This is a genomic window from Cryobacterium cryoconiti (assembly GCF_004403065.1).
GTDB classification, from domain to species: Bacteria; Actinomycetota; Actinomycetes; order Actinomycetales; family Microbacteriaceae; genus Cryobacterium; species Cryobacterium cryoconiti.
Genome location: NZ_SOHA01000041.1, coordinates 150,627 through 164,520 on the forward strand (window position 1 = coordinate 150,627; position 13,894 = coordinate 164,520).

Below are 13,894 nucleotides of genomic sequence, written 5' to 3' on the forward strand. Positions count from 1 at the left end.
CCGCGCCCGGGGTCAGGCGCCGCGGGCACCGGGGGCGCGCACGCCGCGCGCGCCGATCTCGGTCAGGAAGCGGGAGCGCTCGCGGGGGCTGCGCTGCTGGTGCCCGGCCGCCGACCAGCTCAGGGACAGCCGCTTGCGCGCGCGGGTCACACCCACGTAGAGCAGGCGACGTTCCTCGTCGATCTGCTCGAAAGTGCCCGCGTAGCTGATCGGCACGAGCCCCTCGGACAGCCCGATCAGGAAGACGGCATCCCATTCGAGGCCCTTCGCCGAGTGCAGGGTGGCCAGCGTCACGGCGGACACCGTCGGCTCGTGCTGGCCCGCCTGACGCTCCATCAGCTCGTCGGTGAACTGGCGGAACGTGGTCTCCGGCGGGGCCTGGTCGACCAGGCCCATGATCGCGTTGAGCGACTCCCAGCGGTCACGCACCGCGCCCTGGGCCTCCGGTGCGCTCTGACTCCAGCCGAGCGAGCGCAGCACGTCGCTGACCGATTTGAACAGCGGTTCGCCGATGATCGACACGGATGCCGCGCGCAGCTGCATCACCGCCTGCTTGACCTCGGCCAGGTCGAAGAAGCGCTTGGACCCGCGGATCTGGTAGCTCACGCCCACATCGCCGAGGGCGGTCTCGAGGAAAGCGGCCTGCACGTTCACGCGGAACAGCACGGCGATGTCCTCCGGGCGGGTGCCGGCCTCGATCAGTTCGACGATGTTCTGGGCGACGCCGCGGGCCTCCGCCATGTCGTTGGGGTACTCGCGCACGCCCGGTTCGGTGCCCGCTTCGCTGGCGTGGGCGCGCAGGGTGAGGGCGCCGGCGCGTCCGCGCATGAGCTGGTTGGCGGTCGCCACGATGGCCCCGGTCGACCGGTAGTTCTGCTCGAGGCGCACGACCGTGGCGTCCTCCCAGCGTTTGGGGAAGTCGAGCAGGTAGTCGCTGCGGGCGCCGGCGAAGGAGTAGATGGTCTGGCTGGCGTCGCCGACGACGCAGAGGTCGCGGCGCTCCCCCAGCCAGAGCGACAGCAGGTCGTGCTGCAGCGGGGAGACGTCCTGGTATTCGTCGACGACGAAGAAGCGGTACTGCTCGCGCACCTGCAGGGCGACCGACGGCTCGGCCTCGATCATGCCGGCCATGGCCAGCAGCACGTCCTCGAAGTCGATCTGCTTGCGGTCGTCCTTGAGGCGTTCGTAGGACTCCATCATGGCCAGCACCTGGTCCACCGTGAGCCGGCCGGGCAGGCTGCGCTTGGCGATGCCGGCCCCGTACGCCTCGATCCCGATTCCGGATGTCTTGCGCCACTCGATCTCCGCGGCCAGGTCCCGCAGGGTGGCCGTATCGAGCTTGAGCTTGAGGGTCTCGGCGGCGTGGCCGAGCAGACGGCCCTTGCCGTCGAGGATGCGGGGCGCCTGACCGCCGACCACGTGCGGCCAGAAGTAGTTCAGCTGGGACAGCGCCGCCGAGTGGAACGTGCGGGCGGCGACGCCGCCGGCCCCGAGCTGGCGCAGCCGGCCGCGCAGCTCCGCGGCGGCGCGCGCCGTGAAGGTGAGCGCCATCACCCGGTTCGGCGAGTACGCGCCGGTCATCACGCCGTAGGCGATGCGGTGCGTGATGGCGCGGGTCTTGCCGGTGCCGGCGCCGGCGAGCATGCACACCGGGCCCACGAGCGCCTCGGCCGCCACCCGCTGCTGGTCGTCGAGGCCGGCCAGCAGGGAACCGGCGGTCAACGCCATCCGTGCACCTCGTCGGGACCGAAGTCGAGCGGTTCGCCGAGCCAGTGCTCGATGATCGCCCGGGCGATCGAGGAGCGGCCGGGCAGGATGATGGCGTCGCCCGAGGCGCGCAGCTCGTCGCGGCTGAACCAGCGCAGGTCGAGGATCTCCTCCCCGTCGGGGAGCTTGGCGGCCGGGGCCTGCCCGTCGGCGAGCCGGGCCGTGAAACCGAACATGATCGAGGCCGGGAACGGCCAGGGCTGGGAACCCAGGTAGACCGGGTCGGTCACGCGGAGACCGGATTCCTCGAGCATCTCCCGGATCACGGCGGCCTCGAGGGACTCCCCCGGTTCGACGAAGCCGGCCAGGAGCGAGTAGCGGTTGCCCTCCCAGAGCGCGTTCGAGCCGAGCAGGATACGGTCGTCGGCATCGGTGATCAGTACGATCACGGCCGGGTCGGTGCGGGGGAAGACCTGGCCGCCGCAGTCGGGGCAGCGCCTCGTCCAGCCGGCGTTCTCCACCACGGTGGCGGCGCCGCAGCGGGGGCAGTGGGCGTGGGAGGCGTGCCAGTTCACCACGCCGAGCGTCTCGGTGAACAGTCCCGCGTCGCGGTCCGACAGGGTGGTCGCCACGTGGCGGAGGGACGCCCAGCGGGACTCGTCCGGTTCGAGCTCCGCGGCCTGCTCGTCGCTCAGGACGGCCGCGATCAGCGCAGTGCCCACGGGTTCGGGAGCGCCGTCGGCCAGGGACCGGCCGAGGTAGAGGTGGAAGTCGGCGGCGGGGACCTGGTCGGGTGCGAGGAGGCAGAGGCGGGCGGGAGTGGCGGCCTCGATCAGGGCTGAGCCCTGCCGGAGTACCAGAACGCGAGTGCCGGCATCCGCCAGCAGGGAATCGAGCAGACCGGGTGTTGACCGGGCCTCTCCGTCGCGGTCGACCGCGTGGCGGGACAGCGGCAGACGGGAAGTGAAGGTGAACGACATGGTGCTCCTCGGGCTCAGGCAGACTGCCGAAGTTGTGTCGAGGCGTGGCGAACAACCGCGCCGAGGGGAAGTCGACCTAACCTAGAAGGTATGGTCAGATCCCCTCTCACTCTAGCCGCGCTGGCCACTGCCGCCGTTCCGGACCTCGACGTCGTGCAGGTGCGCCTGCACGGCTCCGCCGCACGCAGTCCCGGAGCCGTCGGGGCGTTCGATTCCGCCCTCCTGATCGACCGCGACGACCGTGCCCTGATCATCCGGGTTCCCACCTCGCAGGCCGCGGAGACGGAGCAGTCCGCCGATCTCGTGGCCCTGCGGGCCCTCACGGTCGGCAACCGCAGCCGGCTCCCCTTCGATGTGCCGCAGTTCGTGGGCCAGGCTCCCCTCAGCGGAACCCGGGCCGTCGTCTACGAGTTCCTGTCGGGTGATTCGTTCGATGTGGATGCCCTCACCGGCCACGCGGGCGTCTCCGGCTCGATCGGGCGCGCCATCGCCGCGGTGCACGGCCTGCCCACCGCCTTCGTCGGCACCGCCGGGCTGCCCCAGCAGAGCGCCCAGGAATGCCGCACCGGCACCATCGCCCTGATCGACCGGGCGGCCGCCACCGGTTACCTGCCCGCCGCGCTGCTGCGCCGCTGGGAACAGGCCACCGACGACGACGCCCTCTGGCAGTTCGCGCCCTGCGTGGTGCACGGTTCGCTGTCGGCCGACTCGTTCCTGATCACCGAGGACTCCGTCTCGGCGGTACTCGGCTGGTCGGCGCTCAGCGTGGGCGATCCGGCCCGCGACCTGCACTGGCTGCTCGCCTCCCGCGGTGCGGCCGGCGAAGCCGCCGTCGCCGCCTACGCGTCCGCCCGCCAGGGCAACGACCCGCGGATCACCCAGCGCGCCATGCTGTACGCGGAGCTGGAGCTGGCCCGGTGGTTGCTGCACGGCACGGACACCCGCAACCAGGGCATCGTCGACGACGCCGTGGCGATGCTCGACGGCCTGGTCGACACCGTGCACCGGAGCGCCTCGCATCCTCTGTCACCGCCCACCGGCCCCATCCTCGACGTCGCCGGGGTGGAGAGCATGCTCGCGGCCACCCCGCGCGGCATCCCCCGCCGGGACACGGGCGGGGCCATGCACACCGACGCCTACAACCTGTCGGAGTTCGGCGGCGAGTTCGAGGACGACGACGCGACTGGTTCGGGCCCGGCTTCGTCTTCGTCTTCGTCTTCGTCTGACGATGTCAGCACCGGCGCGATCGGTACCGTCTTCGACGATTCCGCCGTCGATCGGACCGACGACCAGGCCCGCACCAGGTCGTCTTCGGAGTAGAGCCGGTCCGGGGCGACGATGGTGTCGTCCGCGACGAAGTAGAACACGGCGTCGACGATCTCCGGGTCGATGCCTCTCCAGCGTGCATAGGCGAGCCGGTACAGGGCGAGCTGGGTCTGCTTGAGCTCGAGGTCGGCGGAGTCCTTGGGTGCCCGGCCCGTCTTCCAGTCGACCACCTGGTAGCCCGTCTCGGTGCGGTAGACCGCGTCGAGCTTGCAGACGAAGACCTGCCCGGCCAGAACGTGGTGGATCTCGATCTCGACCTCCTCGGGCTGCAGGGATCCCCACGGCGACTGTTCGAAGGTGTGTTGCAGCCGTTCGAGCTGCGCCTGCTCCAGCGGCTGATTCTGGTCGAGGTCCAGGTAGAACGCGTCGGCGTCCTGGTCGCCGAGGTCGAGCTCGTTCGCGCCCGCGTCGATCAGGTCACCGCCCGACGCCCCGCCGGCCCGCTGCTCCACCCAGGAATGGAACAGGGTGCCCAGCCGGGTGGCCCGGTACGGCCGTTCGGGCATGGGGCGGCGCAGCGCCGCCGCGACCCCGGCCGGGTCGTCGATGTAGTCCTTGAAGCGGGAGGCGGGGATGCGCGTGGGCAGCGGGGCGCTGCCCGCGCCCGCCAGGCGCAGCATCCGTTCCTTGAGCAGAAGCGTGACCGCGTGGGACCAGCGGGTGTCGCGCTCGGTCACCGCCTCGGCCTCGGCGCGCACCCGTTCGGCGGCGGCCTCCACGAGCGGGCGCCGGGCGCCGAGCGGGTCGAAGGGCCAGTGCTCGTCGACGCCCTCCCCGGCGTCCGGTTTCTCGTCGTGCTCGCTGCCGTCCGGCAGCGGGGTGATCAGCCCGGCCTCGGCGAGCTCGGCCAGATACCGGCTCGGGGTGCGCACCGTGCTGCCGCCGCCCCAGTACGAGCCGGTGAGCAGCAATTCCTGCTTCGCCCGGGTCGTGGCCACGTAGATCAGGCGGCGCTCCTCGTCGTCGTGGCGGGCGGCGAGCTGCTCCTTGTAGGCCTGGAACTCGGCGTCATAGGACAACTGGGTCTCATGCTCCTGCCAGACCAGCTCGGGCAGCTCGGCCCGGTCGCCGCGGAACGGATAGGGCAACTCGCCGAACTTCACCCAGCCGGCGCCTTCCCGGGTCTGCGCCGGCAGGCTCTTCTCGGTGAGGTTGGGGATGGCCACGTAGTCCCATTCGAGCCCCTTGGCCCCGTGGATGGTGAGCAGCTGCACGGTGCCCGTCTCCCCCATCTCGACCCGCGGACCCATGTCGTCGGCGCGTTCGGCCCGGCCCAACCAGCGCAGGAAGCTCGTCAGGCTGCCCACCTCGTCGCTGGAAAGGAAGGCGGAAACGGTGTCGTGGAAGGCGTAGAGGTTGGCCAGGCCCAGCGTGTTGGCCTCGTTGGCGACGAGCTCCACGTCGAGCAGGAGCTCCTGCTCGATCAGGCGCACGAAGTCGAGCAGCGGCAGGCCGGCTCGTGCGCGCAGCCACGCCAGCTGGCGCCCGGCGGAACGCACCCGGTCGCGACCGGCGTCGCTGAAGCCCGCGAGCTGCCCGTGCGTCTCGGGGGCCGCGGCCACGAAATCGAGCGCGTCGACGAGCGATGCGCTCTCGTCGACGGCGACGGATGCCCGCATCTTCTCCTTGAGTTCCTGCGTCACCGCCTGCTGGGCCCAGTCGTGTGCCGCCAGCCAGCGCGCCACCGAGGCCAGGTGGGCCAGGTCGCGCGGTCCCACCCGGTAGCGCCCGCTGCCGAGCAGCCGCACGAGTTCGCTGCCGGCGGCCGGGTCGTGCACGACCCGGAGCACGCAGACCACGTCGGTGACCTCCGGGGTGGACAGAAGCCCGCCGAGGCCGAGAACATGGGCGCGCACGCCGCGTTCCCGCAGCACCTCGGCGAAGAACTCCATCTCGCGCCTGGCCCGGAAGAGCATCGCGCCGGATTTCTCACTTCCGGCGGTGAGGCGTTCGGCGAACCAGTCGGCCACAGCCCGGGCCTCCTCGGCACTGGTCTCGTGCATCGACGCCTCGACCTGCCCGGCGGCCTTGCCGGCCGGAACCTTGAGAGTGTCGACCTGGATGCCGTCGGGCCGGGCCCGGAGCGCGTCGCTCAGCGGTGCCACCAGCGCGTTCGCGGCGTCGAGCACGGCGACCGGGTTGCGCCAGGTGTAGGAGAGGCTCATCGTCGGCGACTGCCGGTTGGAGAGGCCGGCAAAGCTCTGCGAGAAGCCCAGAAGGTTGGCCGAGCTGGCACCGCGCCAGCCGTAGATGGACTGGTGCGGGTCACCGACGGCCATCACGGGGTGCCGGTTGAAGAGGGTGTGCAGCAGTTCCGTCTGCAGCACGGAGGTGTCCTGGTATTCATCGAGCAGCACCACCCGGTACTGGTCGCGGTAGCGGGCGACGACCTGCTCCACCTTCTGGCAGACCTGCAGGGCCAGGGCCACCTGGTCGGAGAACTCGATCAGTCCGAGGCGGCGCTTCTCGCTGCTGTAGCGCTCGGCGAGTTCGAACAGCACGGGCAGCGGCGCGACCGCCGCGAGCGACTCGACGACGGAGGCATACGGGATCTTCTTGCGCGGGTTGCCGTAGGGCAGGTCCTGCAGATACGCGAAACCGGCGGCGAGGCCGGTCAGGTCGTGCGGCGCACTCGGAACGCCCGGGATGAAACGCGGGGGGTTCTCGGCGAGGGAACGGCTGAAGGCGAGCACGGCATCCGTCACCGCGTCGAGGTTCTTGCCGAACGGCACGAGGCGGCTGTCGCCGTGCTCGATGACCACCCGACGGGCGAGCAGCCAGGCGCTGGTCTCGCTGAGCAGCACCGATTCGGGCTCCCGCCCGAGCAGCAGGGCGTTGTCGGTGAACAGGCGGCTGGCGAACGAGTTGTACGTCGACACCGTCGGCGCGTTGAAGAGGTCGGACGAGTCGATCGTGACCGCGCCGGCCGCGGGCGCCGGGGGCCTGGGCAGCAGCCCCTTCGCGTCGAGCTGGTCGATGCGGTCACGGATGCGCTCGGCCAGTTCACCGGCGGCCTTGCGCGTGAAGGTGAGGCCGAGGATCTGGTCGGGCCGGGCGTGCCCGTTGGCGAGCAGCCAGAGCACCCTGTTCGCCATGGTCTCGGTCTTGCCGCTGCCGGCGCCGGCCACCACGAGGGTGGGGGCCAGCGGCGCCTCGATCACGGCCTGCTGTTCGTCGGTGGGCGGGAACATGCCGAGCGCCGCGGCGATCTGCAGGGCCGAGATCGGCGGGATCGCCGGGGCAGGGTCGAGCGCGGGAGTGACGGGCTGATTCATGAGCTGACCTGCTTGATGACGTGGATTCGGCAGGACCCGTGCGAGCGCGGGTCGAGGCAGTGGGAACTGATCTCGGCGAGGAAGGTGGCGCCGCCCATGCCGACGGCGTCGGTGCCGACCCGGGTTCGGAAGGCCGCGAGCTCCTCGGGTGTGAAGGTGGGCTGGGTGGGGTTGCGGTAGTTCTGCCTGACGGTGCCGCTGGACACGATCAGGAGCCGCGCGCCCGCGAGCGGAGTGCCGGCGGGGATGCCCTCGATCGCCCCCTCACTGAACGCGAGTTGGTAGGCGCCGAGCTGCGGATGTTCGACCACGCCGGCGTCGCTGATCGGGTCGCCGCGGCCGGTCTTCAGGTCGACGATGACCGCCCGCCCGTCACCGAGACGCTCGACCCGGTCGACCGTGCCGGAGAGCACGGCGCCGTCGACGTCGAGCTGGAAGGTACCTTCGGCACTGAGCAGGCTGCCGCCGCTGCGGTCGAAGTCGAGCAGGTAGGACGCGAGCCGGTCGGTGAGCGCGCGCGCCTCGACCTTCTGCACCCGGGACTGCCAGTCGGCATCGAATTGCAGCTCGTTCCAGCGCGCCTCGACTCCCTGCCAGAGTGCTTCGGGGTTGTGCGTGGTGGCGTCCTCCATCACCTTGTGGATGATCGTGCCGAGGTTCGCCGCCGTGTTGGAGGTGCCGCCGCCGACCTGTCCGATCACCCAGTGCAGCGGGCAGGTTTCGAACGCCGCCATGCGGGACGGCGAGACCCGCACCGGGGCGTCGCCGGCCTCCGGGTCGTTGAGCGGGCGCACGGTGCTGGGTTCGTTCAGGCCGTACCACTGCTCGGGGGCGGCGCCGGCCACGTTCTCCCGGGCCAGGCGGGCCAGGGTCGCTGCGGCATCGGTCGCCCGGCTCGCGGTCTCGTCGCCGCCGCGGGTCGTCGCGGTGCCCCGGGTCAGGTCGCGCCGGAGCCGTCCCACCAGCCCGCGCAGGGACAGCGGATAGCGGCTGGTGTCTCCGGGCTCGTGAACGGTGGCCGGAAGGGGCGCCGGCAGCAGCCGGAAGAAGACCGACGGCTGGTTCTCCTCGTTGTCGATGGCCGTCACGAGCAGTTCGGTGCGGGCCCGGCTGGCCGCCTGGGCGAACATCCGCAGCTCGTCGTGCAGCACGGCCGTGCGGGCACCGGCCTCCTCGGGGCGCCGGCCGGCGGCGAGCGCCGCCAGGTCGCCGGCCCCGAGCAACGAGCCACGGATGCGCAGGTCGGGCCACACGTTCTCCTGCACCCCGGCGATGACGACCACGTCGAACTCGCGGCCGATCAGGCCGCTCGGGGTGGACACGACGACCGCATCGCCGAGCGCCCGCGGCGCCAGGGTGTCTTCGGGCACATCGGTGTCGACCAGGTGCTCGAGGAACAGCACCGGCGGTGCGGCCGGGGTGCGCTCGACGTAGCGCTGCGCGGCGGAGAAGAGGGCCACCACGGCGTCGAGATTATGGTTGGCCTCGTCGGCGACGATGCCCGTGCCACTGGACTGCTCCTTCCATTCCCGGGCGAGGCCGCTGCGCTGCCAGAGACCCCAGAGCAGTTCCTCGATGGTGGCGCCGGCCGCGTATTCCACGGCGGCGCTCTTCAGGCTCTCCCCACAGCTGGCGGCCCGGCGGGCCGTGCGGTTGTCGATGGACGCCAGCAGACCCGGGTTGACGAGAGCCTCCACCAGGAGCTCATCGGCTGTGCGGCTGCGCACGGAGCTGTTCAGCTCGTGCTGGCTCAGCTCCTGCTGGCTCAGCTCCTGCTGGCTCAGCTCCTGCTGGCTCAGCTCCTGTTGGCTGAGCTCCTGTTGGCGCAGAGCGGCCCGCAGACGACGCAGGGTGATCGGGTCGAGGCCGCCGAGCGGACCGCGGAGCAGTTCGATCGCTTCCTCCGGGCCGAGCGGCTTGCGGCCCAGGGTCACCTCGAGCGCGAGGATGAACGCGCGCACCGCGTATTCCTCGCGCAGCGCGGTCTGTGCCGAGGACACCTGGGTGGGCACCTCGAGGGCGGCCAGGCCCTTGGACAGCGCGGGCACGAGCGAGCCGCTGCGCACGACGACGGCCATCTGGCCCCAGGGCACGCCGCCGATCACGTGCCGTTCGCGCAACCGGCGCGCGACCTGCGCGAGCTGGTCGGCCGGGCTGTCCGCCAGCACCGCCTGCACGGCACTCGACTCGGGCTCCTCGGACTCGGGCTCCTCGGACCGGCCAGGCTCGGCGGCCACGCCGGCGGCGAAGCGCTGGGTGCCGGCCGATGCCGCTCCGATCCGGTGCGTGATCTCGCGCACCACCCCACGGATGGCCGCCTCGTGCCGGTACACCGTGCCGAGCACGAGGGTGGGCAGCACGCCGCCGGACAGGTAGGAACCCAGCCGGCCGAGGGCATCCGGGTGGGCGCCGTGGAAGGATCCGGTGCTGATGTCGGGGTCGCCGAAGGCGATGACACTCACCCCGCGCGCGGCGAACTGCGCGAGCAGGGTGAGGTTGGCCTGGGTGAGTTCCTGCGCGTCATCGAGCACGATCAGGCGGAGGCCGCCGAGGGAGCCGAGCGCCGCGGTGCCGGCCGGGGCCCCGGCCACGATGGCCGCGGCGAACTGGGCCAGCTCGGTGGAATCGTACTGCCCGGGACGGGACTGGTCTTTCACGTCTTCGTAGCCGCGGATGAACTCGGCCGCGGCCACCCACTCCGGGCGCTGTTCGCGGTGTCCGAGGGCGGCCAGCGCGTCCGGGGTGACACCGTATTCCACGGCGCGCATCATCAGGTCCCGCAGCTGGGTGCGGAAGCCGCGCAGTCCCCGCACGTCGGCGCCCAGCGTGTCGGGCCAGTTCGGCGTCGTTGCCGGCACCCCGCCCTGCCGCGGGTCGGCCTGGTCCAGCCGATGCCCCTCGAGCAGCTCGGCGATGATCTGGTCCTGCTCGCCGCCGGTGAGCAGGGTGGGGGCAGCACCTCCCGAGCGGGCCACGCCATCCCGCACGATCTGAAAGGCGACGGAGTTCGCGGTGCGGGCCAGCGCGCCGTTGGTGGGAACGCCCAGGCGCAGCGCCAGCCGGTCGCGCAGGGCCGTTGCTCCCGTACGGGTGGGTACCAGGACCAGCACCTCGCTGGGCGAATACCCCTGGTTCAGCACGCACTCGGCCACGAGCTCGACCAGGGTGGTGGTCTTGCCGGTGCCTGGTGCGCCGATCACGGCGGCGCTGGCGGCGGTCCGGTTCGGGCTCGGTTCGTCGGGCGTGCCCGGCCCGGCAACCAGGTGCAGAACGGCGCGCTGGGAGTCGTCGAGGACGACCGAAGCGGGGTCTGTACGGAGCGGGATTCCCAGGAGTGTCACGTTTTCAAAGCTAGCGGGTTGCGCCGACAGTGAACGGTGTCCGGCCCGTGGGCGGTTCTGTCGTAATCTGGGCGCTTAGGCAACGAAAGGCGCATCTGGTGGATATCCGCATTGGCATCTTCAATTCTCCCCGTGAGATTGGTTTCGAGACCTCACAGCCCGCGAACGAAGTCGAGGAGACGGTCGCTGCCGCCCTCGCCGGACAGACCGGGTACCTGAAGCTCTCCGACAGCAAGGGCAAGGTCTACATCGTCCCGACCATCGGGCTCGCGTACGTGGAGCTGGGCTCCGAGGAGTCCCGCCGCGTCGGCTTCGTCGCCTGACCCACCATGGAACTCCTCTTCATCGCCCTGGGCGGTGCGGTTCTGGGGCTCGCCGCGCGGTATTCCCTGCCCGGGCGTCAGACCCACGGCGCGATCCTGATGCCGGCCATCGGCACCATGGTCGCCTCCGTCGTCTGGGTGACGTTGACCTGGTTCGGCCTGGCCTGGAACGACGGCTGGATCTGGTGGGTCACCCTCGGGGCGACCGCACTGGTATCCGTCGCCGCAGACCTCTACCTCGGTCGCACGCGTGCCGCGGGTGACGAGCGGATGCTGCACGTCCTGATGCGCGACGGGCACCCGACCCGCGCTGCCTGACCTGAGCCGATCGAGGCGGCCGGTGCCTCGGCACCGGCCGCCGAGCTGCGGTCAGGCGGTCAGGCGGTCAGCCCGAGGCCGTCCATGCGTCGCGTGTGTGCGGCGATGATTTCGGTGAAGACCGGTTCGATGCGGGATTGATCGCTCGTGTGACCGTCCATCGGCAGTGCCGAGCGGGCCACCAGCAGGGTGTCTCCGACCAGGCGGCGTCCCCACAGGGCGAGGTGCGAGCCGAGGGCGGCGTCGGAACGGATGGCCGCTTTCAAATGGGTGATGAGCACGTCGGTGCCGGCATCCTGCCCCAGCAGGTGTGCGACCCGCGGGCCCACGTCGCCGGGCAGTCCGTCGGACAGCCGGATGAAGAAGTCGTCGAGCAGTCCGCCGGCGAGGTAGCAGCTGAGCAGCAGCTCATTCCAGTCGGCGCCGGTCGTCTGGTGCCGGAACGCGTCGAGCCGGGGGGCGAACGGAGCCATCACCTCGGACGGCTCACCGCCGCGCCGACGTATTTCGGCGACCAGGCCCTGGTGTTTGGCGAGGGCCCGGCCGGCGGCGGCGCTCAGCCCCTCCTTGGCGGCCAGGTCGGGCGCGATGGAGGTCGCCCGGGCGATGTTCTCGAACATGCCGAGTTCGAAGTACGCCGCCTGGCCGAGATAGGTGAGTAGCTCCGGGACGAACCCGGAGATGTCGACTTTGGTGGTCGACTGGCGTTCCCCCCGGGTCGATAGCCGGGGGGTTTCCACGCGCTGTGTGCGCCGCTCGGTCCACTTGATCACGGGCCTAGCTTAGGACAGGGCCGCGTCCACACCCCGGGTTCCGGGTCCGCGGGGGCGAATCCGCCGTCTCAGGTGCGGTATAAGCCACTTCACAGGGCTGCCCGATAAGGTGGGACCGCGCCATCGGCATGGATCGGTGGCCAGGTGCCCGAAGCCAAGACGGGCGCATCCCGCTTCCAGCTAATGACAAGGCAATAATTCGTGACTTTCTCCGAACTCAATATCGACCAGGACATGGTTCAGGCCCTCGCTGATAAAGGCATCATCGAGCCCTTCCCGATCCAGGTGCAGACCATCCCCCTCGCCCTCTCCGGCCAGGACATCATCGGCCAGGCCAAGACCGGCACCGGCAAGACCCTCGGCTTCGGTCTCCCGATCATCCAGCGCCTGGGCCTCGACCCCGCGCCTGGCGTGCAGGTTCTCGTTGTCGTTCCGACCCGCGAGCTGTGCGTGCAGGTCTCCGAAGACCTCGAGATGGCATCCTCCAACCGCAACACCAAAGTCGTCTCCATTTATGGCGGCAAGGCTTATGAGGGCCAGATCGAAGCCCTCAAGGCCGGCGCGCAGATCGTCGTCGGCACCCCCGGGCGCCTGCTTGACCTGGCCAGCCAGCGTCTGCTCAGCCTCGCCAACGTGAGCGAGATGGTGCTCGACGAGGCCGACAAGATGCTCGACCTCGGCTTCCTCGCCGACATCGAGAAGCTGTTCTCGCAGACTCCGTCCACCCGCCACACCATGCTGTTCTCGGCCACCATGCCGGGCCCGATCGTCGCCCTGGCGCGCCGGTTCATGAACCGGCCCATCCACATCCGTGCGACCGATCCCGATGAGGGCCTGATGCAGGCCAACATCGAACACCTCGTGTACCGCGCGCACAACATGGACAAGGACGAGGTGATCGGCCGCATCCTGATGGCCGAGGGCCGCGGCAAGACCGTGATCTTCACCCGCACGAAGCGGGCCGCCGCCAAGCTGGTCGAGGAACTCGGCGACCGTGGCTTCAACGCCACGGCCGTGCACGGAGACCTCAACCAGGAACAGCGTGAACGCGCCATGGCCTCCTTCAAGGCCGGCAAGAAAGACATCCTCATCGCGACGGATGTCGCCGCGCGAGGCATCGACGTCGACGACGTCACCCACGTGATCAACCACACCATCCCCGAAGACGAGAAGGCGTACCTGCACCGCGTCGGACGCACCGGCCGCGCGGGCAAGACCGGTATCGCTGTCACGTTCGTCGACTGGGACGACATGCACAAGTGGACGCTGATCAACACCGCGCTCGACTTCGGAACCCCGGTTCCGATGGAGACGTACTCGTCCTCGCCGCATCTCTACACCGACCTGAACATCCCGGCCGGGTCGAAGGGGCGCCTCCGTGCGTCGCCGATCCGTGAAACCGCGGCCTCCGCGGCACGCTCGGGCGGCGCAGGACGCACCGGTGGAGCCGGGCGCTCAGACTCCGGCCGTTCCGGCGGGGGCCGCACAGGTGGCGACTCCGCTCGCTCCGGCTCGGGTCGCTCCGCTTCCGGTCACTCCGACACCGCCCGCTCGGGCGCCGGCCACTCCGGCGATCAGGCCGGCAGCCGCCCGCCGCGGTCGCGCACCCGCGTCAGCCCGGCCACCACCTCGGATGCCCCGATCGTCGCCCCGGCCGCCGGCACGCACGACGGCGGCGGCGCCGAACACCACGATGGCAACAGCGCCCCGCGCCGTCGCAGCCGCACGCGCCGCCACGCCCCGCAGGCCGGCACCCCCAGCTAGTCAGTCCCGGGTCAGTCCCGGCTCGAAAAGCGCCCCCGCTCCGGCGGGGGCGCTTTTCGTTTGCCCACGGGAACACCGGCAGCACCC

The 13,894-nt window shown here is 70.9% G+C and carries 8 protein-coding genes and 1 pseudogene; 4 read left to right on the top strand and 5 right to left on the bottom strand.

The window, feature by feature from the left end; all coding sequences use genetic code 11:
- Positions 1-12 precede the first annotated feature (12 nt).
- Both E3T49_RS15035 and nudC read right to left on the bottom strand, forming a co-directional pair.
- On the bottom strand, positions 13-1,728 hold the full coding sequence (locus E3T49_RS15035) for an ATP-dependent helicase (protein WP_134425707.1): 1,716 nt from the start codon (positions 1,726-1,728) through the stop codon (positions 13-15).
- Complete coding sequence (gene nudC / locus E3T49_RS15040; protein ID WP_134425708.1) at positions 1,719-2,687, bottom strand: NAD(+) diphosphatase; 969 nt, start codon at positions 2,685-2,687, stop codon at positions 1,719-1,721. The genes E3T49_RS15035 and nudC overlap by 10 nt, the downstream gene beginning before the upstream one ends.
- Before the next feature lie 90 nt (positions 2,688-2,777).
- Between nudC and E3T49_RS16810 the strand changes: the two are divergent.
- Positions 2,778-3,542: pseudogene (locus E3T49_RS16810) on the top strand (phosphotransferase); the annotation flags it as partial.
- Positions 3,543-3,823: 281 nt separating this feature from the next.
- Here E3T49_RS16810 and E3T49_RS15050 read toward each other — a convergent pair.
- Together E3T49_RS15050 and E3T49_RS15055 are read right to left on the bottom strand one after the other, a co-directional pair.
- Positions 3,824-7,288, bottom strand: a complete 3,465-nt coding sequence (locus E3T49_RS15050) for an ATP-dependent DNA helicase (protein WP_134425710.1) — start codon at positions 7,286-7,288, stop codon at positions 3,824-3,826.
- On the bottom strand, positions 7,285-10,629 hold the full coding sequence (locus E3T49_RS15055; protein WP_134425711.1) for an ATP-dependent helicase: 3,345 nt from the start codon (positions 10,627-10,629) through the stop codon (positions 7,285-7,287). The genes E3T49_RS15050 and E3T49_RS15055 overlap by 4 nt, the downstream gene beginning before the upstream one ends.
- A gap of 98 nt (positions 10,630-10,727) precedes the next feature.
- Between E3T49_RS15055 and E3T49_RS15060 the strand changes: the two genes are divergently transcribed.
- Both E3T49_RS15060 and E3T49_RS15065 read left to right on the top strand, forming a co-directional pair.
- On the top strand, positions 10,728-10,952 hold the full coding sequence (locus E3T49_RS15060) for a DUF3107 domain-containing protein (protein WP_134362971.1): 225 nt from the start codon (positions 10,728-10,730) through the stop codon (positions 10,950-10,952).
- A gap of 6 nt (positions 10,953-10,958) precedes the next feature.
- On the top strand, positions 10,959-11,270 hold the full coding sequence (locus E3T49_RS15065; RefSeq protein ID WP_134425712.1) for a hypothetical protein: 312 nt from the start codon (positions 10,959-10,961) through the stop codon (positions 11,268-11,270).
- Positions 11,271-11,329: 59 nt separating this feature from the next.
- On the opposite strand, the gene E3T49_RS15070 is transcribed toward E3T49_RS15065, so the two are convergent.
- Positions 11,330-12,043 carry a ferritin-like fold-containing protein gene (locus tag E3T49_RS15070; RefSeq protein ID WP_134425713.1) on the bottom strand — a complete coding sequence of 238 codons (714 nt, stop codon included), beginning with the start codon at positions 12,041-12,043 and terminating at the stop codon, positions 11,330-11,332.
- A 201-nt stretch (positions 12,044-12,244) separates the two neighbouring features.
- On the opposite strand from E3T49_RS15070, the gene E3T49_RS15075 reads away from it, so the two are divergent.
- On the top strand, positions 12,245-13,807 hold the full coding sequence (locus E3T49_RS15075; RefSeq protein WP_134425714.1) for a DEAD/DEAH box helicase: 1,563 nt from the start codon (positions 12,245-12,247) through the stop codon (positions 13,805-13,807).
- Positions 13,808-13,894 lie beyond the last annotated feature (87 nt).